This is a genomic window from Mesorhizobium sp. B2-3-4 (genome assembly GCF_006442315.1).
Lineage (GTDB): Bacteria > Pseudomonadota > Alphaproteobacteria > Rhizobiales > Rhizobiaceae > Mesorhizobium.
Genome location: NZ_VFVY01000001.1, coordinates 450,090 through 475,292, shown reverse-complemented (window position 1 = coordinate 475,292; position 25,203 = coordinate 450,090). Strand labels below are relative to the sequence as shown.

The window sequence follows — 25,203 nt, the reverse complement described above, 5'->3', positions numbered from 1 at the left end:
CTCTGCAAAACGCCATCCATCAAAACACGTCATCACACAGGGATACATGACATGACGACAGCCAAAGACATCATGAAGCAGATCAAGGACAACGACGTGAAATTCGTCGACCTGCGCTTCACCGACCCGAAGGGCAAGCTGCAGCACGTGACGATGGATGTGGTCGAAGTAGAGGAAGACATGTTCGCTGACGGCGTCATGTTCGACGGCTCCTCGATCGCCGGCTGGAAGGCCATCAACGAGTCCGACATGGTGTTGATGCCCGATCCGGACACGGTCCACATGGACCCGTTCTTCGCGCAGTCGACGATGGTCATCCTGTGCGACATCCTCGATCCGGTCTCGGGTGAATCCTACAACCGCGATCCGCGCGGCACCGCCAAGAAGGCTGAGGCGTATATGAAGTCGGAAGGCATCGGCGACACCATCTATGTCGGCCCGGAAGCCGAGTTCTTCGTGTTCGACGACGTCAAGTACAAGGCCGACCCGTACAACACCGGTTTCCGGCTGGACTCCACCGAACTGCCGTCGAATGACGACACCGACTACGAGACCGGCAATCTTGGCCACCGCCCGCGCGTCAAGGGCGGTTATTTCCCGGTGCCGCCGATCGACAGCGCGCAGGACATGCGCTCCGAGATGCTGACGGTGCTGGCCGAAATGGGCGTGCGCGTCGAAAAGCACCACCATGAGGTCGCCGCCGCGCAGCACGAACTCGGTATCAAGTTCGACGCGCTGGTCCGCAACGCCGACAAGATGCTGATCTACAAATATGTCGTGCACCAGGTCGCCAATGCCTACGGCAAGACGGCAACCTTCATGCCGAAGCCGATCTTCGGCGACAATGGCTCGGGCATGCACGTCCACATGTCGATCTGGAAGGGCGGCAAGCCGACCTTCGCCGGCAATGAATATGCCGGCCTGTCGGAGAACTGCCTGTTCTTCATCGGCGGCGTCATCAAGCACGCCAAGGCGATCAACGCCTTCACCAACCCGCTGACCAACTCCTACAAGCGCCTGGTGCCCGGCTATGAAGCGCCGGTGCTGCTCGCCTATTCGGCGCGCAACCGTTCGGCTTCCTGCCGCATTCCGTTCGGCTCGTCGCCGAAGGCCAAGCGCGTCGAGGTCCGCTTCCCCGATCCGGGCGCGAACCCGTATCTGGCCTTCGCCGCACTGCTGATGGCAGGCCTCGACGGTATCAAGAACAAGATTCATCCGGGACAGCCGATGGACAAGGATCTCTACGACCTGCCGCCGAAGGAACTGAAGAAGATCCCGACCGTCTGCGGTTCGCTGCGCGAAGCGTTGCAGAGCCTCGACAAGGACCGCGGCTTCCTGAAGGCCGGCGGCGTCTTCGACGACGACCAGATCGACAGCTATATCGAGCTGAAGATGGCCGAAGTGATGCGTTTCGAAATGACCCCGCATCCGGTCGAATACGACATGTACTACTCGGTCTAAGGGCCGGTTGGGATAAGATTGCAAAGCCCTTGAAGGATCTCCCCTTCAAGGGCTTTTTGCTGCCCGAACGCCCATCGAGGGATGCACGCGATCAGCCACGCGACATGGTCGATGCTTTTCGGTTTCAGGAATTTGTTAGCTTTTGCCCAACCTGCGGCCTGCCGGTGGAAGGCGAACGTCAGCGCACGCCGACGAACCGCTCAAAGCGCAATCAATCGCCAGGAGCGAGCGGTACACTGCCTCAGGCTGCAATGCCCGCTCGTCCGGCGCCCCCGCCAATGCTGTCGTTCAAGAAACCCCGCCCCGTTCGAACAGCATCGCTTTGGCGTAACCCCATGGCCACGAATACGCATACCGTGACGTGATATGTCAACGTCACCGCAGCGATCGCGCGGATCGGCGATTTCCTTGTATGAACAGTGGCTTATACAAGGGTTTGTTGGTGTACGGACGAGCCGGAAACAGGCAGTTTTCCGGGCTTTTTTGCCATATCGGGAGACGCTGGCCATCGATGGCGGCATCGCCACGCCAGTCAAAAGCCCGTTCATTCGTCGAAGTTGGCTCGACCTTTTCAGCTTGACTTTTTTTGGGGGTATTCGGGACGCTGCCGTTCGATCGTTTTGTCCGGCACTTCGGCCTTTCCGTCTGGCCACCGCCGACGCGGTATCCGCCGGGCGAGTCTCGCTGAAACGGGCGAGCGTGAGGGCAGGAGGTTGGCGAGACTCGCGCCGATGCCGGCGGCGATCTCGGCCTTGGCGTCGCCGCAGCCGCGGGCGGGTCAAAGATACCGCCTGAAAAAGAACCCCGGCAAAAGCCGGGGTTCCTGCAGGGACAGATCGTCGGAGGGTGACGCCTATCCGGCAAGTTCGTCGGGGCCATGCAGGTTCCAGTCGGATCGCCGTGCCAGGACGAGCACGTAGTAGATCGCCGCCACGGCCATGATCAGCAGCGTCGCGATCAGGCTCGGGCGTCCGAAGGCTGCATCGAGCAGGTTCTGGTAGGCGACGTAGACCAGCGCTACGAAGGCAAGGACGGCCGGGACCGGAAACAGCGGCATGCGGTAGTGTCCGCCGGCCGTGGTGCCGTTGCGGCGGCCCGCGAACACCGCCACGCACAGCAGCGCGTAGATCACCACCAGCGACGTGCCGCTGACCACCAGCAGCAGGTTGATGTCGATGAAACAGGCGAGCGCGGCCAGCACCGCCACGACGATGGTGGCGATCCATGGCGATGCGTAGCTGCCATGGACCGAGGCGACGGCGGCGTTGATCGGGCCAAACCAGGTTTTATCGCGGCCGGAGCTGAACAGCAGCCTGGCCGCCTGCAGGATAATGGCGATGACGGCGTTGAAGATCGCAACCGCGATTGCCAGGCTGATCAGAACCGTCAACGCGTGGCCACCCCGGGCTTCCAGGAAATACTCGATCTTCTGGGGCGCCGAGAGCAGACCCGGAAGATCCGGAGATCCCAGCAATACCGCCGTCAGGGGAATGAGTTCGGCCGCGACGGTAATCACCAATGCCCAGAGCACCACCTTGCCGATGTTGCGTCGGGCGTCATGCGTCTCCTCGCCGAAATAGGCGGCCGCGCCATAGCCATTATAGGCAAACAGCGAGACAGCGGTGGACGCCAGGATGATGCCGGCCGAGGCCGGAACAAGCGTGTTCGTGGTGGCATCGAGCAGTTGCGGCGAGCTGAACAGGCTGGAGAGCGGACGCTCGACATGGGCAAAGCCGAGGCCGGTCAGGATCAGCAGCGCCAGCATTTCGATGCCGAGGAAAATGCCGGTGACGAAGGCATTGAGCTTGATGCGCATCGCCGCGACCGCGCCTGCCAGCGCGATGGTCACCACGCCAACCCATTGCGGACTGAGATTGGGAATGAGCACACCGAGATAGGTGCCGACACCGAGCGCGATGACGGCCACGATCAGCACGATCGAGACGAAGACAAGCACCAGCGTGACGAAGCCCCAGAAGCGGCCGAGCGTGCGGCCGATCATGGTGTATTCGCCGCCGGCCATCGGATAGGCCGATGATAGTTCGGCATAGACGAAGGCCATGAAGAGGCCGATCACGGCGGCGATCACAAAACTGAGGAACGAACCCGTGCCGGCCAGCGCGATGACGCCCGGCACGATGATGAACACCGAGGATGCCGGCGTCACGGCCGACAGCACGATCATCAGCGTGCCGAGCGCGTTGAGCGCCCGATCCAGTCCCTTGGCGGTTGGCGCGGCCTTGTCGGCCGCCCCTGTCGTCACTTCGTTTGTAGACATTGTCCTCCCCTTTTTTTAATAAGATAAAAATTATCCTCCGCAACGGAACCTATCGAGGGAGTCATTCATCGTCAACGAATATGACGTATTGGTGCTTGCAAAATTTTGCAGGCCAGCTTTAAACTGAATTGAATTCAGGAAATAGAGATGGGACGACCCAAAACCCAGACCGATCGCCGGATCACCCTCGTCGCGGCGGCGGAATCGATGATCGCCAGGCGCGGCCTTGCCGGCGTCACGCTGCGCGATGTCGCCAACGAGGCAGGGATGAGTTCAAGCGCCCTGCTCTATTATTATCCGGGCCTGAAGGACCTGTTGGACGACGTGCAGCGCAAGGCCGTCGAACGGTTCTGCACCATGCGGGCGGCGTCGGTCGCAGAGATCGCGGATCCCCGGTCGCGGCTGAAGACGATGATAGAGAACGGCCTGCCGACCGATCCCGACGATCAGCTCTGCCGGCTGCTGCTTGAGCTCGGCGCCTATTCGCGCTCCGACGCAAGCTATGCCGCGCGCCACATCACGCTGTTCGAGCGGCAGGTGTCGATCTATGTCGGCATACTGGAAGCCGGTGCGGCCACCGGTGCGTTCAAACTTAACGCGCCCAGCGAGACAATCGCCCGCAGCCTGGTCGTTCTCGAGGACGGATTGGGCCTGCATCTCGTCAACGTCGTGCCGGCGGTCGATCAAGCCTCGGCGCTGGCGATCCTGACCGGCTACGCCGAGCTTGCCACCGGCTGCAGCCTTCGCTGAGCCGGCTTATTTCAACGGAGCACATTCCAGCATGAGCCAACGGACAGTCCCGACCACCATACCGACAGGCAAGCCGCGCGCCCGCGACCTCGGCATTCCGCTGCCGGGTACGCCCGGGCCAAACAGCGCGATCACCGATGTCGAGGGCGTGCTCGTCGGCTATTCGACCCTCATCGAGGGCGCAGGCAAACTCACTGTCGGCCAGGGACCGGTGCGCACCGGCGTCACCGCCATCCTGCCGCTGGGCCGCGAGGGCGTCGGCGTGGCCTGCGCCGCCGGCTATCATTCCTTCAACGGTAATGGCGAGATGACCGGCGCTTCGTGGATCGAGGAAGCCGGCAGCATCAGCCTGCCGATCCTGATCACCAACACCCATGCGGTCGGCCCCTGTCATCGCGGCATCATCGACTGGGTGGCGCGCCACAAGCCCGACATCGCCAATCAGTGGCTGCTGCCGGTGGTGGCCGAGACCTGGGATGGCTATCTCAACGACATCAACGGCTCGCATGTCACGGTCGATCATGCGATCGCGGCGATCGACGCAGCCGCTGGCGGTCAGGTCGAGGAAGGCTCGGTCGGCGGCGGCACCGGCATGAACTGCTACGCCTTCAAGGGCGGCTCGGGCACGGCCTCGAGGGTCGTCGACTACGGCCACCGCTCCTACACGGTCGGCGTCTTCCTGCAGGCCAATTTCGGCTCCCGCCAGGAACTGACCGTAGCCGGCGCGCCGATTGGGCGTGAGCTGGCGAACGACAATCCGATGGAGGCCTATTTCAGAGGCGGGCCAACCGGCGCCGGCTCCTGCATCGGCATCGTGGCCACCGACGCACCGCTCCTGCCCGGACAATGCAAGGCGCTGGCCCGGCGCGTGCCGCTCGGCCTGGCGCGCACCGGTACCGCCGGCTCGCATTTTTCAGGCGACATCTTCCTGGCTTTCTCGACCGCCAATCCCGATTCGCTCAACGGCCGCTTTCCGCAAGGGGTGCCGACCGAGCAAAGCTACAGCCATATGGATTTCATTCCGTGGGGTCGCATGGACGATTTTTACACAGCCGTCGTGCAAGCGGCTGAAGAGGCGGTTCTAAACGCGCTCATCGCCAACCAGGACATGACCGGCCGTGACGGCAACCGCAGCCCTGCCCTGCCGCATGAAAAGCTGGTGGCATCGCTCAAGTCGCGTGGCGTCATCGGCGCTTGACGGCACAAGGCGATCTGCCCGGTCGGCAATCGCCATGAAAAAAGCCCCGGCGGGTGTTGCGCCGGGGCTTTGCATTCAAAAGGCGGTCGCGATCAGGCAGCCGCAGAGACAGCGGCGGTCGAAACCTCCGAGATCGTCTTCAGGACCTGGGAAGCGATCTGGTAGGGGTCGCCCTGCGAGTTCGGGCGGCGATCCTCCAGATAGCCCTTGTAGTCGTTCTTGACGAAGGAGTGCGGCACGCGGATCGAAGCGCCGCGGTCGGCGACGCCGTAGGAAAACTTGTTCCACGGCGCGGTCTCGTGCTTGCCGGTCAGGCGCTTGTCGTTGTCGGGACCATAGACGGCGATGTGTTCCATCAGGTTCTTCTCGAACTGCCCCATCAACGCCTCGAAATAGGCCTTGCCGCCGATTTCGCGCATGTAGGTGGTGGAGAAGTTGCAGTGCATGCCCGAGCCGTTCCAGTCGGTGTCGCCGAGCGGCTTGCAATGGAATTCGATGTCGATGCCGTACTTCTCGGTCAGGCGCAGCAGCAGGTAGCGCGCCATCCACATCTGGTCGGCGGCCCGCTTGGAACCCTTGCCGAAGATCTGGAATTCCCACTGGCCCTTGGCCACTTCGGCGTTGATGCCTTCGTGGTTGATGCCGGCGGCGAGGCACTGGTCAAGGTGTTCCTCGACGATCTGGCGGGCAACGTCGCCGACATTCTTGTAGCCGACGCCGGTGTAGTACGGACCCTGCGGAGCCGGATAGCCGCTCTCCGGGAAGCCGAGCGGGCGGCCGTCCTTGTAGAAGAAATATTCCTGCTCGAAGCCGAACCAGGCGCCTTCGTCGTCGAGAATGGTCGCGCGGCTGTTCGATACATGCGGGGTGACGCCGTCGGGCATCATGACCTCGCACATGACGAGCACGCCATTGGTGCGGGCCGGATCCGGATAGAGCGCGACCGGCTTCAGCACGCAGTCGGAGCTGCGGCCCTCGGCCTGGTTGGTGGACGAGCCATCGAAGCCCCACAGCGGCAGCTGCTCGAGCGTCGGGAACTCGGCAAACTCCTTGATCTGCGTCTTGCCGCGAAGATTGGCCGGGGCGTAGCCGTCCAGCCAGATATACTCGAGCTTGTATTTGGTCATTCCAGTGCCTCTCGTTGCTTGGATGTCGCCATGGCGACATCGATGCGTGGCCGGACCAAGCCGGCCTGCCGATGGTTAAAAAGCAAGTCGTATGCCACTCGGGTTTCCGCGGGTGCGGCAAAATGGCTATCGCAAGGCGTTGATTTTGCTGAGCCGTCTCAGCAATGCGTCCGGATCATTCAGATATGCAATTTGCCTAAATCATAGGCAAATAGTGATCTTTTCGTAGGCATATTGCCTAATAGAATCGCAGAACCTATGTTGATCGGGAGATGAATCGACCAGCTCCTGAGAAACAGGGAGAACCGGCAGTGCATATTACGCAACCACCCCCGTCGGCGAAAATCCTGATGTTCCCGCTTGCAACGCGCAAGTCTGCCTCAAATTTAGGCGCCAAGGCGAAATTCGCGGCAGAACTCGCGGCGCTACGCGGTGAGCACCCAGACTTTGACGGCTGGTACCACCAAGCCGCCGTCGAGGAAGAGAGCCCGCGCAAGAGCTGACCGGCTCCATTCGTTTCGACGAAAAGCCCGGCGCGATCGCTCGCGCCGGGCTTTTCGTTTGGATCGGCCGATCGCCTATTCCTTGGTCTGGAGATCGGTGCCGAGCGTATCCTTGACGAAGATCATGCCGATGATCAGCGTCATGGCGGCGATCACCACCGGATACCACAGACCGTAGTAGATATCGCCCTTGTAGGCGCTGAACGCGAAGACGATCGCGGGCAACAGGCCGCCGAACCAGCCATTGCCGATGTGATAGGGCAGCGACATACCGCTGTAGCGGATACGGGTCGGGAACATCTCGACCAGGATCGCCGCGATCGGCCCGTAAACCATGGTCACATAAAGAACCAGGATGAACAGGATGCCGATGACCTTGGCCCAGTTGACCTGCGCTGGGTCGGCAAACATGGCGAACGCACCCGATGCCGGAATGCTGTAGACGGTCACTTCGGGGGCGCCGGCTGCCTCATCCTTGGTCAGCAGCTTGTCCTTGATGGCCTGGTCGACGGGAACCATCGCCTTCTCGCCGCCACGGATGGTCGCGGCATCGAGCTTCAGTTCCGGATTGGCGGCGATGAAGGCGTCGAGCTTCTGGTCGGCGACCTTGGCGGTAGCGCGCTTCAGCGGATAGCCGCCATCCTGAAGCGACATGTTGACCGACTTCTTGAACGCTGCGTCGCTTGCGGCCTTCTTGTCGCCGGCAGCCGCTGCATCATAGGATGTCACGGTTTCATCGCCGATCTTGACGGTTGCCGCCGTGCCCGCCGCCGCTGTCGAGACGATGTCGTATGGCACCGAGTTCTTGGACAGGAAGTCGGTTGCGATATCGCAGGACGTGACGGGGACGCGTGTTCCGGTCGGGTTGAACTGGAAGTTGCAGTCTCCAGGTGCCGCCGTGACCGTCGCCCGCGTGTTCTGTTGCGCGGTGGCGAGGGCCGGGTTGGCGGCCCAGGTCAGCGCCTTGAACAGCGGGAAGGTGGTGACGACCGCCAGCGCAAGCCCTGCCATGATGATCGGCTTGCGGCCGATCTTGTCGGACAGCCAGCCGAAGAAGACGAAGAAGCCCGTGCCGAGCGCCAGCGCGATGGCGATCATGACGTTGACCGACTGCGCGTCGACCTTGAGCACATTGGCCAGGAAGAACAGGGCGTAGAACTGGCCGTTGTACCAGACCACGGCCTGGCCGGCGGTCAGGCCGAGCAGCGCCAGGATGGCGATCTTGGCATTCTTCCACTGGCCGAAGGCTTCCCGTAGCGGCGCCTTGGAGCTCTTGCCCTCCTCCTTCATGCGCAGGAAGGTCGGCGATTCCGAAAGCGACAGCCGGATCCAGACCGAAATGGCGAGCAGCACGGCTGAAACGATGAACGGAATGCGCCAGCCCCAGGCCGCGAAAGCATCCTTGCTCAACGAGTTCTGCACGATCAGGATGACGACCAGCGACAGGAAGAGGCCAAGAGTTGCCGTCGTCTGGATCCACGACGTGTAGAAGCCGCGGCGATCGTCAGGCGCATGCTCGGCGACATAGGTCGCGGCACCGCCATACTCGCCGCCAAGCGCCAGGCCCTGCAGCATGCGCAGCGCAATCAGCAGGATGGGCGCCATAATGCCCCAGCTTTCCGAACCGGGCAGCAGACCGACCAGGAAGGTCGACAGGCCCATGATCAGGATGGTCATGAGAAACGTGTATTTGCGGCCGACGAGATCGCCGATACGGCCGAACACCAGCGCGCCGAAGGGGCGCACGATGAAGCCGGCGGCAAAGACCAGCAGCGTGAAGATGTAGCGGGTATTTTCAGGAAACGCATTGAAGAACGTCGCGCCGATCGCGGCCGCCAGCGCGCCGTAGAGATAGAAATCGTACCATTCGAAAACCGCGCCCAGCGAGGAAGCGAAGATGACCTTCTTCTCCTCCCGCGTCATGCCGCGGCTTGCGGCGCCTGCGGTCGATGCCAATGCCATTATACTGTCCTCCCCTGGATTCAGCCTGTCCTCGACGGCTGCGCGCCGGCATCCGTCTGCTTGCGGAAGCGGACTCGAAAATGCAGCCAGCGAAGGAAGAAATGGCAGAAAGCGCCGGCGAAAGGCACCGAGACGATGGGATTATGACTTTGGTATTAGGCGTTGGGCGAGGATGGCGCCGCGCTCAGAGCGGTTCAGCGTTTGGTGGAATCGCCGACCCGCTCTAACTCTTTGTCTTTAGGCAATTCCCAAGGGGAAGCGCTACGCGCTTCTCCCGGGAAAACCGTTGCACGCTTTTCCTGGAATTGCTCAGGCGCGCAGCGCTTCGAGCAGGCCGACGGCGGCCATCATGTCGCGCTTGCGGGCGGAGCGGCGTGCAACCGCTTCGGCGTCCTGCCCCCAATGCGCGATCTGCCAATCCTCGTCGACATGGCCGGCGGCCCAGGCTTCCTCGCCGTCGAGCTCACCGAAATCGACGGCGAGTGCCAGCAATGCCGAGCCGGTCAACGACGTCATGACATGGATCGCGGCCAGGCGCAGCGGCTCGGCGCGCTGGGCCAGATGGCTGCCCAGAACCGCAATGGTTTCGCGCGGCTGCTCGACATGGATGATGCCCTCGGCGAGATTGAAACGAACCCCGAGCGCCACGCGTGCCCAATCGATGACGGGGTCCCACTGCTCGTTCTGCCGTTCGACGAGCCCTTGCGGGGTGTCGGCGCGGTAGCAGAGCATATCCGACGACGCAAAGCGCAATATGTCTTCCAGCACCGCCTGCGGATCGGCTGCGACGCCGTCCAAGGCGGTGTTGACGAGGCGCATCACCGGCATCGATACCGGATCGATGTTCTCGCCCTGGGCGGCGAATTCATCGGCGACGAGCGATGCGGCATTCGCGGTCGGCAATGCCAGCAAGGCCTTGCCTGGCGTGCGCACCGGCCTTCCGTCGAGATGCACGGCAAAACCGGCCTCCACCGGCGCGACAGAGACCTCCTTGTAGAAGCGCTTTGGCAGCGGCGTCTTCATCTGGATCTGGGCACGGCGCAAGGGATCCGGATCGGAAAGATATTTGCCTGCTTCGAGGTCGTTGAGGATGTCGCGCATAAAATCTCTTTTCAGACCGGCGTCAGCTTGCGCGCCGGTCGGTTGACGATGATCAGACCAGCGGCGATGAGACCAAGCGCCAGGAAGATGCGAACGGTCAGCGGCTCATTCAAGAAGACCGCGCCGCACAGCACACCGAAAACCGGTGACAGGAAAGTGAAACTCGACAGGCCCGAGGCCGGATAACGGCGCAGCAGCCAGAACCACAGCACATAGGTGAAGGCGACGATGTAGATTGCCTGGAAAAGCAGAGCCAGCGTTGGCAGCAAGGCCGGATCGCGAACGGGGGGACCAGCGAGCGGCATGACAAGAACACCAACGACGGCCGCGCCGGCGAGCTGGTAGAGCAGGAGTTTCTCGGCGCTCGCCTCGACCAGCTTCGATCGCTTGATGAGGATGTTGGTCAAGGCCCAGAAAAACCCGGAGCCAAGGCTGAGCAGATCGCCGAACAGCATGTCTCCGCCCCCGCCGAGCTTGTCGGAGAAGACGGTGGCAAGACCGGCAAAAGCCAGCAGCAGGCCGAGGAACTTGCGCATGGTGATCTGTTCACCGAGCAGGAAGTGGCCGCCGACCAGCATCCAGAATGGCATCGAATTGACCAGCAGCGTGTTGCGGGCCACGGTCGTATGTTCCAGCCCGACATAGAGGCAGAGGAATTCGATGCCGAACAGCACGCCAACCGCGATGCCGGCAAACAACGTGCCGTCGCGCGCGAACAGCGCGATGCCGCGCCAGCGACACCAGAGGAAAACACAGAAACCACCGATGATCGAGCGCGCGATAGAGAGGAAGACAGGGTCGTAGCCGGCATAGGAGATCTTGGCGGCGACGTAATTCATGCCCCAGGAAAGAGTGAGGCCGACCATGATGGCGGCCGCCGCCATGTCGACCGCGTCGCGCCGATCGAGCGTGTCGGTGGCGCCGCTCACGATCAGTCCTCCGCGCTCTGTTCGTCGAAGCCGATCAGGTTCCAGCTCTGCCGCATATGTGGGGGCATCGGCGCGGTGACGTCGATGACGCCCTTGTCCGGATGTGGGATGATGATGCGGCGCGCGTGCAGATGCAGACGGTTTTGAATGCCGCCTGGGAAATCCCAGTTGGTGTCGGCCTCGAAATATTTCGGGTCGCCGATGATGGGACAGCCGATATGGGCGGCATGGACACGAAGCTGATGGGTGCGGCCGGTATAAGGTTCCATCTCCAGCCAGGTCATCGTCTGCGCCGCCTGCTCGACGATGCGGTAGTAGGACACGGCGTGATCGGCACCCTTTTCACCATGCGCGGCGATGCGTACGCGATCGCCGTCCGGCGTGGCCTCCTTGATCAGCCAGGTCGAAATCTTGTCCTCGCGCTTGGGCGGCACGCCCTTGACCAATGCCCAGTAGGTCTTTTTGGTCTCCCGCGCCCGAAACGCCTCGGAGAGTTTCATGGCGGCCAGTCTCGTGCGGGCCACCACCAGCACGCCTGACGTGTCGCGGTCGAGCCTGTGCACCAGCCGCGGCTTCTCGCCCTTCTGGTTGCGCCAGGCTTCCAGCATGTCGTCGACGTTGCGGGTGACGCCGGAGCCGCCCTGCACCGCAAGGCCAGCGGGCTTGTTGAAGACAAAGACCTTCGGATCCTCGTGGATCAGCATCTTGGCCAGTACATCGGCGTCGCCCTGGTTGCGGATCGAGTGGCCGGTCAGCGGGCTTTCGCCCTTCTTGTCCACTTCCAGCGGAGGAATACGCACCATCTGGCCAGGCTCGACGCGGGTGTCCGCCTTGACCCGGCCGCCATCGACACGGATCTGCCCGGAGCGCAACAGCTTCTGCAGATGGCCAAAGCCAAGGCCCGGGAAATGGGTCTTGAACCAGCGATCGAGCCGCATGCCCGCCTCGCCGGCCTCCACCGTGATCTGTTCAACGCCTGCCATTGTTTTCTTCGCTTATCCGTTTTCCGAGCAGGACTCGGCCTGCTCTGGGCGCGGCAATAGCATTAAGGCAGGCTTCTTGCGAGCCAAAGACCCAAAAACAGGGCTGTGATGGCGCCAATGACGCTGGCCAGCGCATATCCGAACGCCGGCAAGGTGGCGCCCCGCTCCCACAAGGTCGCGAAATCGAGCGAAAAAGCCGAAAACGTGGTGAAGCCGCCAAAGATTCCGGTGGCGACAAAAAGCCTGAGCTCGCTGGATCCGCCACGCCGCACCAGGGTCGCGATAAACAAGCCCATGGCGAAGGAGCCAAGGATGTTGATGACCATCGTACCCCAGGGGTAATTGGGGCCGACAAGGCGCAGCGCACCCAGATTGGTCAGATGACGGATACCGGCACCGATGCCGCCGCCAGTGGCGACGAGAAAGAGATTGAACATCGCCGTCTACTGCTCCCGCAAGGGGAGCGGCGTCAACCCTTTCAGGCCCGCGACGGTATTTCGGGGATGGCACAGACCGTCGAGCGGGTCAAAAACCGCCTTTCGCGCCCGTTATCGAGCGAGAACATCCCGCCCCTGCCCGGCACCACGTCGATGAGCAGGTCGGTATGCTTCCAGACCTCATATTGCGAAGCACTGATATAGACCGGCGTCTCGCCGATCTCGCCCAGCATCACGTCGTTGTCGCCGACGATGAAATCACCGCGCGGATAGCACATTGGCGAGGAGCCGTCGCAGCAGCCGCCCGACTGATGGAACAGCACCGGACCATGGTCGGCGATGATCTCCGCCAGAAAGGCTGCGGCCTCGGGCGTCGCCGAGACTTTTCCCAGGGAAGACTTGTCGGGCATGCCTGCCTCCTCGGTGAGAACCAGGGCTTGGCGCAACGGGCCAACCCCTGGTGATGGAGCGCGCATGGCCCTTCGCAAAGGACCATGCGCGGCCTTGGGAGGCGATCAGAAGAAACCGAGCTTCTTGGGGCTGTAGCTGACCAGCATGTTCTTGGTCTGCTGGTAGTGGTCGAGCATCATCTTGTGATTCTCGCGCCCGATGCCCGACTGCTTGTAGCCGCCGAACGCCGCGTGCGCCGGATAGGCATGGTAGCAGTTCGTCCACACGCGGCCGGCCTGGATAGCGCGGCCGAAGCGATAGCAGCGGTTGGCGTCGCGGCTCCAGATGCCGGCGCCGAGGCCGTAGAGCGTGTCGTTGGCGATCGACAGGGCCTCGTCATCATCCTTGAAGGTTGTAACCGAGACGACCGGCCCGAAGATCTCCTCCTGGAAGATGCGCATCTTGTTGTGGCCCTTGAACACCGTCGGCTTGACGTAGTAGCCGCCGGCCAGATCGCCCGGCAGATGGTTCTGCTCGCCGCCGGTCAGGACCTCCGCGCCTTCCTTGCGACCGATGTCGAAGTAGCTCAGGATCTTTTCCAGTTGCTCGCTCGATGCCTGGGCACCAATCATGGTCGCCGGATCGAGCGGATCGCCCTGAACAATCGCCTCGACGCGCTTCAGCGCCTTTTCCATGAACTTGTCGTAGATCTTTTCATGCACGAGCGCGCGGCTCGGGCAGGTGCAGACCTCGCCCTGGTTGAGCGCGAACATGACGAAGCCTTCGATAGCCTTGTCGAAGAAATCGTCATCCTCAGACGTCACGTCCTGGAAGAAGATGTTGGGCGATTTGCCGCCGAGTTCCAGCGTCACCGGGATGAGGTTCTGGCTGGCATATTGCGAGATCAGCCGTCCGGTCGTGGTCTCGCCGGTAAAGGCGATCTTGGCGATGCGGTTCGACGAAGCGAGCGGCTTGCCCGCCTCGAGGCCGAAGCCGTTGACGATGTTGAGCACGCCGTCCGGCAACAGGTCGCCGATCAGGTCCGCCCACAGCATGATGGTGGCTGGCGTCTGCTCCGCCGGCTTGATCACGACACAGTTGCCGGCGGCCAGTGCCGGCGCCAGTTTCCAGACCGCCATCAGCAGCGGGAAGTTCCATGGAATGATCTGACCGACGACGCCGAGCGGTTCGTGGAAATGGTAGGCGACCGTATCGTGATCGATTTCCGAGATGCCGCCCTCCTGGGCGCGAACGGCACCGGCGAAATAGCGGAAATGGTCAATGGCCAGCGGCAGGTCGGCCGCCGTCGTCTCGCGGATGGGCTTGCCATTGTCCCAGGTCTCGGCAAGCGCCAGGAGATCGAGATTGTCTTCCATGCGATCGGCGATGCGGTTGAGGATCAGCGCACGGGCCGCGGCACTTGTGCGACCCCAGGCGTCCTTGGCCTTGTGCGCGGCATCGAGCGCGGCTTCGATGTCGTTGGCATCGGAACGGGCGACCTCGCCGAGCGGCCGCCCCGTGACCGGCGAAACGTTCTCGAAATATCTTCCAGAATGCGGCGCGACCCATTTGCCGCCAATGTAGTTGTCATAGCGCTTGGCGAACGGAACCGTGCGGGAAAATTCCACCTTGTTCATAATCTTCCTCCCAAGTTACGGCGCCACGGGGGTGCGGCGCGTCGGAGGCAAGAGTTGCGGACGCCTTTAGCTTTGTCAGCCCGGTGCCGAGGCTCGACAATCCCGACTGTCGCAGATCTGCGACAGTCGTTCGGCCCAAAACTCAATGCGGGCGGCGGATGCCGAACCGGGCGAGCTTGCGGTGCAAGGTCGCCCGGGAAATACCGAGATTGCTGGCGGCAGCGGACACATTGCCCTCCGCTCGCGCCATGGCCCGCTGAACCACGCCCCGTTCGGCTTCGTCCAGATCTTCCGACGTCTTGGCGGAGATACCGAGGATGTCGGCGGCGGGAAGGCCCTTGGCCAACGCCTGTTGGGTGATGCCGAGGCCCAGACGCGCGGACCGTGTCGCCCCCACCACCAGGTCATCGGCATCGACGGCGATGAGGGCGCTTGCGTTACGTTCTGCTACTGGCGCGAGCAGGATACGGGCGTCGCAAAACGTCAGGCGAAAATTCTCGGCTTCGATGCGCCGCGCCGCATCGCCGACCGCGATGGCGATGAGGTTGACGAAACCCTCGGTCAGGTCCGACCGGCAGGACGACACATCGAGCGCCGCCGCCAGATTGCCCTCGTGATCGTAGATCGGCGCCGTCGTGCAACTCATCAGCGTGTTGCGCGAAAAGAAGTGCTGGTCGCGGTGGATGGTCAGCGCGCGCTGATCGGCAAGGCAGGTGCCGATGCCATTCGTGCCTTCGCTGTCCTCGCTCCACACGGTGCCAGTCCACAGCCCCCATTCATCGAACGTCTCGTCATCCGCGACGGCGCCGCGGCGTTCGACGGGAACGCCCTCACGGTCGGCCAGCAGCACACAGCAGCCGACGCCGCCTACAGCCAGATAAAGCCGGTCGAGGCTTGCACCCGCGGCGCGCAGCAGTGGCTCGATGCGTTTGCGCGCGTCGCTCAATTCGCTTTCGGTGAGGCGCCGGGGAGCCTTGCGCTCGGCTGGGTCGAGACCATGCAAGGTGAGTGATCGCCGCCAGGACGCGACGAGAGCCGAACGCGCGGCATCACTGCCGGCAATGGAGGCCTGGATGAAATCCGCATGAAGACCCGTCGGCTGCCGTCCGCTCACCTCATCCTCCCAAGGCGATTGTCGCTCCAACTCCGATATCCGGCGTTATATCCGTTCAGATATATCCGCTGCATCGAGTCTTAAGGGATCAAGCCTCGATAGCGCTATAGGACGATGGTGCAACAGACGGTCCCGGGATCAATCCTCCCGGAACAGCCAGCCCGCCATTCACCAGGCAGGTGTTGCCCAGTCAGGATACTTCTTCCTGAATTCACCGTATAGCGCATCGAGTTCCGGCAGCGTCACAGGGCGCATCTGCTCATAGAGATAGCCGGTAACACCGCCCGACAATTGGTACCGCGCAATACGCTTATAAGCGGCGCCGATGCCTTGTCCCTCCACAATATGCTGGTTCGGAATCGTGACGCAAATCTGCGCACCGGGCTGCAAATGAGTAACCGGCGGGTCGGTCACAATGACAAACCTGGATTTCAATACCCCCGGCTGAAAACGGTCACGACTGTCGACCTGGCAAATCCAGCCGATATGCGGAGCGAGTCGTCGATCCATGCCGAGCAACAGCGCATCGCTCATGACACCGCCCGAGGCAAAGACCGAAAAGCGATCCTCTGGCGCCAGTCTGCCGATCAGATCGCCGATCAGGCGGCGATACTCGGCAAGATTGTCGAGATGCAGAGGGAGCGTGGCCTGCCGCGCAAAAACGAATTCGGCCGGCGACAGGAGTTGACGGCCGGCCGGGAAGAAAGTGCCCAGGAAAGCGAGTCCGGCGGCAACCGCGATGCCGCCCGTCGGCCAGGGCGACTTAAGCGCCGGCACCGAAACGATGGCGACGACAGCCTGGGCGTATGCGGGGAAAAGCCATAGGAAAATTGGCAGCGAATGATGGCGGTCCGGATCCTGTGTCCGGGTGAAAATCAAGAATGTGAGGACCGAAGCGATAGCGCACAACAGTGAGAATCCATTGCGGCGAACAATCGAGATGCAAAGCCCGACAATGATCAGAAGCCAATTGAGAAAGCTGAGCCGGTCTCCCATGTCGCCGATCTGGGTGACAAAGTTCGTCCTGTATCCGTTGTAAAGGTCGCCATAGTTCGTTCCCAGAACTCTGGCGATCAGCGGCAGTTGGAAGTTCAATGCGGTTGCGCCGATAACGAAGATCGCACACAGGCCACCCACCACCGCCATGCGGAATGCCGGAAGATCCCGGTCCCTTGCGATCCGCAGCAAGCCCAGCATTGCCGCGGAAAGAGTGACGCCGATAGCGGCATAGGCATACCAGCGACGCAGCATGAACGCCAACCACAGGCTCGCGCCGACGGCTATTCCGCTCGCCACCGGTTCGCGGGTCAGGAATTGTGACTTCCACAGAAGATAAGTTGCGGCGGTGAGAACGAGGCAACCGGCAATATCGGGCAACCCACGCAGGGTCGGCGCCCAGAACGGTGTGTAGAGAAAGGCTGCGATCCAGACTGCGGGCCAGCCTCGAGACGGCACCCTGGAGACCGCCTCCAGATAGCTTATCCTGCTTACGAAAAGAGCCACAGGCACCAGATAGACCGAAACTATCGCGGCGATGAAGGAGAGTCTCGATCCGCCGAAGACGATCTGAAAAGGCATCAACGGCACCAGGATCGCCACACCATAATCTTGCATGGCGATGGAAGTGCCCAGTTGACTCAGCCAGGTGAAGGGTTCCTCGACAAGGAGCGCTCCCTGCTGGTTGAACGTATTGAAATAGGCCGCGAAATCCCAATAGTAGACGGGTTGCTCCAGACCTATGTAGGCAGCGCTGACGGCGAGGCCCAGCATCACGCCGCATAGGTAGTTTGCCGCCCAGAATCCGAAGGTTTTCTTCTCTGACACCTGGATCCGCCGGGGAAGGAAGAGACAGAACTGCGGGGAAGGGATCGAACGTCTGAAGCAGCCAGAGCCGTTCCGACAGATGCGAATCCCGACACCTAATTCTTATCGTGAATTGTCGGGAGCCTGAAGAGGCCGCTAGCGGATCGGAGATAATCCGGGATGCCGCCGGCCCGGCCGGCGGCATCGGCAGATCTTCAGCTCAGGTGGTTTCGACTTTCTTGGGCTTGGAGGAGCCGATCATTTTCCAGTTCTTGTAGAACATCGAATTGATGCGCTCGACGCTGACCGAGACGACCGCGAGCATGCCAGCGATCAGGCGCGGCACCGGAGACGGCCTGATAATGTCCATGAACACGCAATAGCGGCGGCCATCATACTCGTTGACCGAGCGATGCAGCAGCGTGTCGTCGAAAATGAACTGCGGATTCTCGTACCAGTAGTTCTTGACGCTGCCGCATTCGACGAAGATTTCGGCTTTCACCGGGATCAGGTTGTAGAGGATGCGCAGGCTGAGCCGCAGCGGCCCGAAATGCCAGGAGGTCGATTCACGCTTGCTGAAGACGGAAACGGCAATCGTCTTGATGTATTTGAAGTCCTTGTTGAATTCGGGGACGTTGTCGATCTTGTGCTTGCCGTACCATTGGTAGACATACATGCCGCGCCGGCCAGCGCCGAAATTGGCGTCGATGTCGGCGATGATCTCGTCCTTGCGCGCCTTGAAGATATCAAGGACCTCGTTGACCTCACGCTGATAGTCCTGGGGAAACTGCTCCAATTTCCACACGCCCGGATTTCTGTAGCAGAGCAGGTCGACCAGCAGGTTGAAGGGCGAGAGCAGCCAGGTGAAGAGCCCGTTGCCAAGGAAGTAGCCACTGAACAGCGCCATGTCCTTCCTGTCGTTGCGCAGCACATCGATCAGGCCACAGACGATGAATATCGTCGTCAGGATCGGGATGAAGTAGAAGCCAAGGGCGAGAAGCGGGATGGCAATGGCGAATTTGCGAAGGGATTTGCGAAGGGTTTTTGTCATTTTTCCACGCGCGGAGCGCGATCCTGTTGCGAATGAGGTGCCCAAATCATGGCAACGGCCACCGCCCGACCGTGCGCCTTGATAAGGTTTTTTGGGTCACCGCACAACGGCCATGGCATCTGGCCGGGCTGGCTGCCTGGTGGAGCCTGCCTGGCTGTCAATGCACCGCCGGCAGGCCGAGCTCGTCCCATTTATCCCTGGCGACGGGGTCGCCGACCAGGAATTCAAAGCCAATGACGCTTTCACCGTCATGGGCGAGCTGGCATTTGAACTTCAGACTGTACCAGTTTTTGCGGCTGCGAAAAGCCGCACCATCGGCGGCGATCGTCGTGCCGGCGATCTTTTCCTCGGCGGTCGCGTACGGAACCACGCGCTCCGGTTGGAAATCCGCGCGCCATTGGCGGATCTGGTCCATGGCCTCCAGATTGCACAGCTGCACCATGCGCTCATCGGACGCGAAGGTCTTGAGATCGGCGTGGGCCTGTTTGCTGCGCGGATCGGCCAGGGTCCTGGCGGACAGCATCTGGGTCGGGCGGATCATCGCGGGCACGGCGGGAGGCCGGGAGGTGACCGGAGCAGGCGCTGGCGCCGCGGGCATGGGCGCGGGCGCCGTCACCTCGACGGGCGGCGGAGGCGGCCTTGTCGAAGCCTCGAACTGTTGCGGCGTCAGGATGTCGACCGACACGCGCTCCTCTTCGGGCCGGCCCGGCCGCTTGGGCGCCGGTATCAACATAACCGTGGCGGCAAGCAGCGCGTGCAGGAGAACGGAAGTGGAAATGCCCCAGGGCGAGGCCTCGTTTCGCAGCGCCAGGGCTACCGGGCTCCGCAAGCCGGCTATTCCCGCTCTTTGCGCAGCTTCGCCCAGTAGTCGAGCCGCTTTCTGATATCGCGCTCGAAACCACGCTCGGGCGGATCGTAGAATATCTGGCGGCCCATTTTCTCCGGAAAATAGTCCTGGCCCGAAAAGGCGTCCGGCTCATCATGGTCGTAGCGATAACCGGCGCCGTAGTCCTCTTCCTTCATCAGCTTGGTCGGCGCGTTGAGGATATGCTTTGGCGGCAGCAGCGAGCCGTGCTGCTTGGCTGCCTGCGTGGCCGCCTTGAAGGCGGTATAGACGGCATTGGATTTCGGCGCGGTGGCGAGATAGACGGTGGCCTCGGCAAAGGCGAGCTCACCCTCCGGGGAGCCGAGATAGTCGTAGGCGTCCTTGGCGGCATTCGCGACGACCAGTGCCTGCGGGTCGGCAAGCCCGATATCCTCCATCGCCATGCGTACCAACCGACGGCCGAGATAGAGCGGATCCTCGCCGGCGTCGAACATGCGGGCGAGATAGTAGAGCGCGGCATCCGGATCCGAGCCGCGCACCGACTTGTGCAGCGCCGAGATCAGATTGTAGTGACCGTCCTGGCCCTTGTCGTAAATGGGTGCGCGACGCTGGACGATGCGCTGCAACCCCTCGGGATCGAATATCTCGCCAGGCTTGGCGGCACGCCAGACTTCCTCGGCGAGCGTCAACGACGCCCGTCCGTCGCCATCGCTCATGCGGATCAGCATCGTGCGCGCCTCGTCGTCGAGCGGCAGCGCCCTGCCCTCGGTCTCCTCCGCCCGCATCATCAGCTTGGCGATGCTCTCCTCGCCAAGCGAATGAAAGACCATGACGCGCGCGCGCGACAACAGCGCGGCGTTGAGTTCGAAAGACGGATTTTCGGTCGTGGCGCCGACCAGCACGACGGTTCCATCCTCCATGACGGGAAGGAAGGAATCCTGCTGGGCGCGGTTGAAGCGATGGATTTCGTCGACGAAGAGCAGCGTCTGCCGGCCATTGGCGCGACGCAGCTTGGCCGCTTCGAATACTTTCTTGAGGTCGGCGACACCGGAAAAGACCGCCGATATCTGCTCGAAGGCCATGCTGGTTTCGCCGGCAAGCAGCCGCGCCACCGTGGTCTTGCCGGTGCCCGGCGGCCCCCAGAAGATCATCGACCCCAGCGACCCCGAGCCGATCAGCCGGGTCAGCGCGCCATCGGGACCGGTCAGATGCTCCTGGCCGACGACCTCGCCAAGATTCTTCGGCCGCAACCTGTCGGCCAGCGGCCGCCCGGGCGGCGCTTTTTCCGGTTCATCGACGCTGAACAGATCGGCCATGCACTTCTTTTGGTTTGGAGCGCGATCCCTTCAGATCGAACTCAGTAACGCAACACCTGGCGCAGTATCTGCCCGCCACGCTCGACGGTAAAGCGCCACCAGCGCGTGTCCTGCTGGGCGACTTGCGCCAGTGTCGCGGCGGTGTCGATGCTGGTGCCGTTGACCTCGCGCACGATGTCACCCGGCTGGAAGCCGAAATCGGCCGCGGGCGAATCGCGATTGATGTCGATCACCGTCACACCCTTGAGATCGGTCCGCAGGCCAAGCTTCTGGGCAAGCCGCGGCGACAATTCGGAAACCTTGGCGCCCGAGAACGGGCTGCGGCCATGCAGCGTCACCTCGGCCGCCTTCGCACCTTCCGGCGCGCGTTCCAGCGCGATGTCCATCGCCGCCTGCTGTCCCTTGGTCAGGATCGCGAAATTGGCCTTGGTGCCGATCGACAGCGTCGCCATGCGGTAATCGAGCGCCTCGATGCTTTCCACCGGCTTGCCGTTGACCTGAAGGACGACGTCGCCGGGCTTCAGCCCGGCCTTGCCGGCAGGGCCTGTGGCTTCAACCGAGGAGACGAGCGCTCCCGTCGGCTTTTCCATGCCGAGCGACTCGGCGATCTGCGGCGTCACCGCTTCGAACTCGGCGCCGATATAGGGCCGCTCGAAGAAATCGAGGCCGGCCTTGGCGGCGTCGGCGAACGCCCGCACCATGTTGGCTGGGATGGCGAAACCAATGCCGATCGATCCGCCGCTGCGGCTGTAGATGGCGGTGTTGATGCCGACGAGCTGGCCACCCATGTTGATCAGCGCGCCGCCGGAATTGCCGGGATTGATGGCGGCGTCGGTCTGGATGAAGTAGCCCGAATCCGAAACGCCGATATGGCTGCGCGCAAGGGCCGAAACGATGCCGCTGGTGGTGGTCTGGCCGACGCCGAACGGATTGCCGATCGCCAGCACCAGATCGCCGACCTCGAGCGCGTCGGAATCACCGATAGCGATGACCGGGAACGGCTTGTCGGATTCGATCTTGAGCACGGCGAGATCGAGCGTCTCGTCCTTGAGCATCACCTTGCTGGCGAATTCGCGCCCGTCGGCGGTCGCCACCTTGACCTCGTCGGCGTCCTTGATGACGTGGAAGTTGGTGACGATGACACCGCTCGGGTCGACCAGCACGCCCGAACCCAGCGAGGACTGGGCACGAGGCTGCGCGCGGCCGAAAAACTCCTCGAAGAAGGGATCGCCCTCGAAGGGCGATGTCACCTTGGCCGTCTGCGAGGCATAGACGTTGACCACGGCGGGCGCCGTCTGCTTGACCAGCGGGGCGAAGGACAGCTGGACTTCCTCGCGGCCGAACGGCACGCGCTTGTCCGGCCCGGACGTGGCATTCTCGCCTTCAACGCCGTGCAGCAGGTCGGTCAGCACGTCCGAGAGCCCCGGATCGGCGGGCTTGGCGGCGTCTTCGGCCAGCGCCTGCCGGACTGCCGGCGCGGCTGCGAACACCATGAAGGCGCAGAGCAGAACGAGGGACAGTCTTTTGGCGCGCATTCGCGAATCCTCCAAGGCGAGTTCGGGCGCATTGTCCCGACGATTGTGCAAAATGAAAGGCTAAGCCGCTGAAGGGCGGATATTTCGGCTGAAAACTGCCCGGCTGCGTCCGAAACACCGGAAATAAATTTGCGATCTGCCGCATCAGATAAGAAAAAGGGGCCCGCAGGCCCCTTGAACTCTTCAGAAAAAATCGCGGCTTATGCGGCCGCGGCTTCCTCGTTGGCGCCTTCGGCCTCGAGGCGAGCGCGGTCGCCGGCGCCCTTGGCGTCGGTGTCGCGGTCGACGAACTCGATAACCGCCATCGCGGCGTTGTCGCCGTGACGGAAGCCCGCCTTCATGATGCGCAGATAGCCGCCATTGCGGTTGGCGTAGCGCGGGGCGATGGTGTCGAACAGGCGCTTGACGACGCCTTCATTGCCGATCTGGGCGATCACCTGGCGGCGGGCGTGCAGGTCGCCGCGCTTGCCGAGCGTCACCAGCTTCTCGACGATCGGACGCAGGTCCTTCGCCTTCGGCAAGGTGGTGACGATCTGCTCGTGCTCGAGCAGAGACACGGCGAGGTTGGCGAACATCGACTTGCGGTGGCTTACGCTGCGGGCGAAGCGACGGCCTTTGAAACCGTGGCGCATGGCTCTTTTCCTTCTTCAGTTGTTCAAGAGGCCACGGCCTCTGATGGTTTTCCGCATGACCGTCGGACCCGCGGCTCACGCCGCCGGTCCTCGGAATTCATGCTCAATATTGGTCTTCGTAACGCTTTGCGAGGTCTTCGATATTTTCCGGCGGCCAGTCCGGCACTTCCATGCCGAGATGGAGGCCCATCGCCGCCAGCACTTCCTTGATCTCGTTCAGCGACTTGCGGCCGAAGTTCGGGGTGCGCAGCATCTCGGCTTCGGTCTTCTGGATGAGATCGCCGATATAGACGATGTTGTCGTTCTTCAGGCAGTTGGCCGAACGCACCGAAAGCTCGAGTTCGTCGACCTTCTTGAGCAGCGCCGGGTTGAAGGCGAGCTCGGTGACGGCTTCCGCCGCGACTTCCTTCTGCGGCTCGTCGAAGTTGACGAACAGGCCGAGCTGGTCCTGCAGGATGCGGGCGGCGAAAGCGACCGCGTCCTCGCCCGAGATCGAACCGTCGGTCTCGATGGTCATGGTCAGCTTGTCATAGTCGAGAACCTGGCCCTCGCGGGTGTTCTCGACCTTGTAGGAGACCTTCTTGACCGGCGAATAGAGGCTGTCGACCGGAATAAGCCCGATCGGCGCGTCCTCGGCGCGGTTGCGCTCGGCCGGCACGTAGCCCTTGCCGGTGTCGACGGTGAACTCCATGCGGATTTCAGCGCCTTCGTCCAGCGTGCAGATGACGTGGTCGGGATTGAGGATCTCGACGTCGCCAACCGTCTGGATGTCGCCGGCCAGAACCGCGCCCGGGCCCTGCTTGCGAACGACCATGCGCTTGGGGCCATCGCCTTCCATGCGGATGGCGATTTCCTTGATGTTGAGGACGATGTCGGTCACGTCCTCGCGTACGCCGGCGATGGACGAGAACTCATGCAGAACACCGTCGATCTGCACGGCGGTGACGGCCGCACCGCGCAGCGAAGACAAAAGCACGCGGCGCAACGCGTTGCCGAGGGTCAGACCAAAGCCGCGCTCAAGCGGCTCGGCGACCAGCGTGGTCAGCGTCTTCTTCTTCGACGAGAACTCGATCTTGTTCGGCTTGATCAGTTCCTGCCAATTTTTCTGGATCATGATGCTTTCCTTCCGTTGACCCGCCACCATCCAATCGTGGCGGGCGACCTGGAATACCGTGGAGGAACGCTTTTTGGGGCGTTCGCGCGGCGTTCGATACTGTTAGACGCGGCGCTTCTTGCGCGGGCGGCAGCCATTGTGCGGGATCGGCGTCACATCACGGATCGAGGTGATGGTGAAGCCGGCCGCCTGCAGGGCGCGCAGCGCCGATTCACGGCCGGAGCCAGGTCCGCAGACCTCGACTTCGAGCATGCGCATGCCATGTTCCTGGGCCTTCTTGGCGACGTCTTCGGCAGCCATCTGGGCGGCGAACGGGGTCGACTTGCGCGAGCCCTTGAAGCCCTGGGCTCCGGCCGACGACCAGGCGATCGAATTGCCCTGCGCGTCGGTGATGGTGATCATCGTGTTGTTGAAGGTCGAATTGACGTGGGCAACGCCCGACGAAATGTTTTTGCGTTCGCGGCGGCGAACACGTGCGGCTTCCTTGGCCATGGTAGTCCTTTCAGTTGATCTCTACACCGCCGTAATGCCAGCGGCTCCACCTAGAAAGTGAGTGGCGAATTAGTGGGTAGTGACGAGACGCAACCGTTGAAGTCGCCTCTCACTACTCACTACCGGCTACTCACTCCAAATTACTTCTTCTTACCGGCGATCGACTTGGCCGGGCCCTTGCGGGTACGTGCATTGGTGTGCGTGCGCTGGCCGCGAACCGGCAGCGAGCGACGGTGACGCAGGCCGCGGTAGCAGCCGAGGTCCATCAGACGCTTGATGTTCATCGAAACTTCGCGGCGCAGGTCGCCCTCGACCTGGTAGTCGCGGTCGATCGTCTCGCGGATCTGCAGCACTTCCGCGTCGGTCAGCTGGTTGACGCGGCGCTCGGCCGGGATGCCGACCTTGTCGACGATCTCCTGGGCGAACTTCTTGCCAATGCCGTGAATGTACTGAAGCGCGATGACGACGCGCTTGTTGGTCGGAATGTTGACGCCGGCTATACGAGCCATGTTCTTCTCTTCTCCATCTGGGCCGACCAACCTTCGAAACAAGGCAGGCCTGGCG

General features: G+C 62.3%; 23 protein-coding genes. 4 read left to right on the top strand and 19 right to left on the bottom strand.

All coding sequences use genetic code 11. The features are described 5' to 3' along the window. The first annotated feature begins 51 nt into the window (after positions 1-51). Positions 52-1,461 carry a type I glutamate--ammonia ligase gene (gene glnA, locus FJ967_RS02690; RefSeq protein WP_140730138.1) on the top strand — a complete coding sequence of 470 codons (1,410 nt, stop codon included), beginning with the start codon at positions 52-54 and terminating at the stop codon, positions 1,459-1,461. An 853-nt stretch (positions 1,462-2,314) separates the two neighbouring features. On the opposite strand, the gene FJ967_RS02685 is transcribed toward glnA, so the two are convergent. Next, on the bottom strand, positions 2,315-3,739 hold the full coding sequence (locus FJ967_RS02685; RefSeq protein ID WP_140730137.1) for an APC family permease: 1,425 nt from the start codon (positions 3,737-3,739) through the stop codon (positions 2,315-2,317). A 147-nt stretch (positions 3,740-3,886) separates the two neighbouring features. Here FJ967_RS02685 and FJ967_RS02680 point away from each other — a divergent pair, with 147 nt between their 5' ends. Together FJ967_RS02680 and FJ967_RS02675 are read left to right on the top strand one after the other, a co-directional pair. Then, positions 3,887-4,489 (top strand): TetR family transcriptional regulator C-terminal domain-containing protein, encoded by a 603-nt coding sequence (locus FJ967_RS02680; RefSeq protein WP_140730136.1) that lies wholly within the window; start codon positions 3,887-3,889, stop codon positions 4,487-4,489. A 31-nt stretch (positions 4,490-4,520) separates the two neighbouring features. Further along, positions 4,521-5,687 (top strand): P1 family peptidase, encoded by a 1,167-nt coding sequence (locus FJ967_RS02675; protein ID WP_140730135.1) that lies wholly within the window; start codon positions 4,521-4,523, stop codon positions 5,685-5,687. 92 nt (positions 5,688-5,779) lie between these two features. Here FJ967_RS02675 and FJ967_RS02670 read toward each other — a convergent pair whose 3' ends face one another. Next, positions 5,780-6,814 carry a glutamine synthetase beta-grasp domain-containing protein gene (locus tag FJ967_RS02670; RefSeq protein ID WP_140730134.1) on the bottom strand — a complete coding sequence of 345 codons (1,035 nt, stop codon included), beginning with the start codon at positions 6,812-6,814 and terminating at the stop codon, positions 5,780-5,782. 311 nt (positions 6,815-7,125) lie between these two features. Here FJ967_RS02670 and FJ967_RS02665 point away from each other — a divergent pair, with 311 nt between their 5' ends. Beyond that, complete coding sequence (locus FJ967_RS02665; protein ID WP_246675147.1) at positions 7,126-7,317, top strand: DUF2735 domain-containing protein; 192 nt, start codon at positions 7,126-7,128, stop codon at positions 7,315-7,317. A gap of 75 nt (positions 7,318-7,392) precedes the next feature. Here FJ967_RS02665 and FJ967_RS02660 read toward each other — a convergent pair whose 3' ends face one another. From FJ967_RS02660 to rpsM, 17 genes are all read right to left on the bottom strand, one after another. Continuing rightward, a complete protein-coding gene (locus FJ967_RS02660; RefSeq protein ID WP_140730132.1) occupies positions 7,393-9,279 on the bottom strand; it encodes an MFS transporter in 1,887 nt (628 codons plus the stop codon). A 309-nt stretch (positions 9,280-9,588) separates the two neighbouring features. Further along, complete coding sequence (locus tag FJ967_RS02655) at positions 9,589-10,380, bottom strand: ATP12 family chaperone protein (protein ID WP_140730131.1); 792 nt, start codon at positions 10,378-10,380, stop codon at positions 9,589-9,591. A gap of 11 nt (positions 10,381-10,391) precedes the next feature. Further along, positions 10,392-11,264 (bottom strand): DMT family transporter, encoded by an 873-nt coding sequence (locus FJ967_RS02650; RefSeq protein ID WP_181175655.1) that lies wholly within the window; start codon positions 11,262-11,264, stop codon positions 10,392-10,394. Positions 11,265-11,311: 47 nt separating this feature from the next. Then, entirely contained in the window at positions 11,312-12,292 is a 981-nt protein-coding gene (locus FJ967_RS02645) for an RluA family pseudouridine synthase (RefSeq protein ID WP_140730129.1), read from the bottom strand. Positions 12,293-12,354: 62 nt separating this feature from the next. Continuing rightward, the gene (crcB, locus tag FJ967_RS02640; protein WP_140730128.1) at positions 12,355-12,729 is read right to left on the bottom strand and encodes a fluoride efflux transporter CrcB; all 375 of its coding nucleotides are present in this window, start codon (positions 12,727-12,729) and stop codon (positions 12,355-12,357) included. A gap of 41 nt (positions 12,730-12,770) precedes the next feature. Beyond that, positions 12,771-13,139 (bottom strand): DUF779 domain-containing protein, encoded by a 369-nt coding sequence (locus tag FJ967_RS02635; RefSeq protein ID WP_140730127.1) that lies wholly within the window; start codon positions 13,137-13,139, stop codon positions 12,771-12,773. A 105-nt stretch (positions 13,140-13,244) separates the two neighbouring features. Beyond that, positions 13,245-14,756 (bottom strand): aldehyde dehydrogenase, encoded by a 1,512-nt coding sequence (gene adh, locus FJ967_RS02630; protein WP_140730126.1) that lies wholly within the window; start codon positions 14,754-14,756, stop codon positions 13,245-13,247. A 142-nt stretch (positions 14,757-14,898) separates the two neighbouring features. Next, positions 14,899-15,870 carry a helix-turn-helix domain-containing protein gene (locus FJ967_RS02625; RefSeq protein WP_140730125.1) on the bottom strand — a complete coding sequence of 324 codons (972 nt, stop codon included), beginning with the start codon at positions 15,868-15,870 and terminating at the stop codon, positions 14,899-14,901. Between the two features lie 168 nt (positions 15,871-16,038). After that, entirely contained in the window at positions 16,039-17,694 is a 1,656-nt protein-coding gene (locus tag FJ967_RS02620) for a hypothetical protein (protein ID WP_140730124.1), read from the bottom strand. Between the two features lie 199 nt (positions 17,695-17,893). Next, the gene (locus FJ967_RS02615) at positions 17,894-18,724 is read right to left on the bottom strand and encodes an aspartyl/asparaginyl beta-hydroxylase domain-containing protein (protein WP_140730123.1); all 831 of its coding nucleotides are present in this window, start codon (positions 18,722-18,724) and stop codon (positions 17,894-17,896) included. Positions 18,725-18,881: 157 nt separating this feature from the next. Continuing rightward, positions 18,882-19,553 carry a DUF930 domain-containing protein gene (locus FJ967_RS33645; protein ID WP_246675146.1) on the bottom strand — a complete coding sequence of 224 codons (672 nt, stop codon included), beginning with the start codon at positions 19,551-19,553 and terminating at the stop codon, positions 18,882-18,884. Positions 19,554-19,558: 5 nt separating this feature from the next. Next, a complete protein-coding gene (locus FJ967_RS02605; RefSeq protein ID WP_140730122.1) occupies positions 19,559-20,866 on the bottom strand; it encodes a replication-associated recombination protein A in 1,308 nt (435 codons plus the stop codon). A gap of 41 nt (positions 20,867-20,907) precedes the next feature. Next, complete coding sequence (locus FJ967_RS02600) at positions 20,908-22,401, bottom strand: DegQ family serine endoprotease (protein ID WP_140730121.1); 1,494 nt, start codon at positions 22,399-22,401, stop codon at positions 20,908-20,910. A 200-nt stretch (positions 22,402-22,601) separates the two neighbouring features. Beyond that, positions 22,602-23,033 carry a 50S ribosomal protein L17 gene (gene rplQ, locus FJ967_RS02595; RefSeq protein ID WP_140730120.1) on the bottom strand — a complete coding sequence of 144 codons (432 nt, stop codon included), beginning with the start codon at positions 23,031-23,033 and terminating at the stop codon, positions 22,602-22,604. A gap of 103 nt (positions 23,034-23,136) precedes the next feature. Next, entirely contained in the window at positions 23,137-24,147 is a 1,011-nt protein-coding gene (locus FJ967_RS02590; RefSeq protein ID WP_006205443.1) for a DNA-directed RNA polymerase subunit alpha, read from the bottom strand. A gap of 102 nt (positions 24,148-24,249) precedes the next feature. Next, on the bottom strand, positions 24,250-24,639 hold the full coding sequence (gene rpsK / locus FJ967_RS02585) for a 30S ribosomal protein S11 (RefSeq protein ID WP_006205444.1): 390 nt from the start codon (positions 24,637-24,639) through the stop codon (positions 24,250-24,252). 140 nt (positions 24,640-24,779) lie between these two features. Next, positions 24,780-25,148, bottom strand: a complete 369-nt coding sequence (gene rpsM / locus FJ967_RS02580) for a 30S ribosomal protein S13 (protein WP_006205445.1) — start codon at positions 25,146-25,148, stop codon at positions 24,780-24,782. Positions 25,149-25,203: the final 55 nt, after the last annotated feature.

Coding starts and splice junctions, on each gene's coding strand:
- FJ967_RS02600 (WP_140730121.1), bottom strand. CDS start 22,401: ATGCGCGCCAAAAGACTGTCCCTCGTTCTGCTCTGCGCCTTCATGGTG.
- rpsM (WP_006205445.1), bottom strand. CDS start 25,148: ATGGCTCGTATAGCCGGCGTCAACATTCCGACCAACAAGCGCGTCGTC.
- FJ967_RS02680 (WP_140730136.1), top strand. CDS start 3,887: ATGGGACGACCCAAAACCCAGACCGATCGCCGGATCACCCTCGTCGCG.
- FJ967_RS02670 (WP_140730134.1), bottom strand. CDS start 6,814: ATGACCAAATACAAGCTCGAGTATATCTGGCTGGACGGCTACGCCCCG.
- adh (WP_140730126.1), bottom strand. CDS start 14,756: ATGAACAAGGTGGAATTTTCCCGCACGGTTCCGTTCGCCAAGCGCTAT.
- FJ967_RS02615 (WP_140730123.1), bottom strand. CDS start 18,724: ATGACAAAAACCCTTCGCAAATCCCTTCGCAAATTCGCCATTGCCATC.
- FJ967_RS02605 (WP_140730122.1), bottom strand. CDS start 20,866: ATGGCCGATCTGTTCAGCGTCGATGAACCGGAAAAAGCGCCGCCCGGG.
- FJ967_RS02655 (WP_140730131.1), bottom strand. CDS start 10,380: ATGCGCGACATCCTCAACGACCTCGAAGCAGGCAAATATCTTTCCGAT.
- FJ967_RS02645 (WP_140730129.1), bottom strand. CDS start 12,292: ATGGCAGGCGTTGAACAGATCACGGTGGAGGCCGGCGAGGCGGGCATG.
- FJ967_RS02650 (WP_181175655.1), bottom strand. CDS start 11,264: ATGGCGGCGGCCGCCATCATGGTCGGCCTCACTCTTTCCTGGGGCATG.
- glnA (WP_140730138.1), top strand. CDS start 52: ATGACGACAGCCAAAGACATCATGAAGCAGATCAAGGACAACGACGTG.
- crcB (WP_140730128.1), bottom strand. CDS start 12,729: ATGTTCAATCTCTTTCTCGTCGCCACTGGCGGCGGCATCGGTGCCGGT.
- FJ967_RS02635 (WP_140730127.1), bottom strand. CDS start 13,139: ATGCCCGACAAGTCTTCCCTGGGAAAAGTCTCGGCGACGCCCGAGGCC.
- rplQ (WP_140730120.1), bottom strand. CDS start 23,033: ATGCGCCACGGTTTCAAAGGCCGTCGCTTCGCCCGCAGCGTAAGCCAC.
- FJ967_RS02675 (WP_140730135.1), top strand. CDS start 4,521: ATGAGCCAACGGACAGTCCCGACCACCATACCGACAGGCAAGCCGCGC.
- FJ967_RS02590 (WP_006205443.1), bottom strand. CDS start 24,147: ATGATCCAGAAAAATTGGCAGGAACTGATCAAGCCGAACAAGATCGAG.
- FJ967_RS02660 (WP_140730132.1), bottom strand. CDS start 9,279: ATGGCATTGGCATCGACCGCAGGCGCCGCAAGCCGCGGCATGACGCGG.
- rpsK (WP_006205444.1), bottom strand. CDS start 24,639: ATGGCCAAGGAAGCCGCACGTGTTCGCCGCCGCGAACGCAAAAACATT.
- FJ967_RS02685 (WP_140730137.1), bottom strand. CDS start 3,739: ATGTCTACAAACGAAGTGACGACAGGGGCGGCCGACAAGGCCGCGCCA.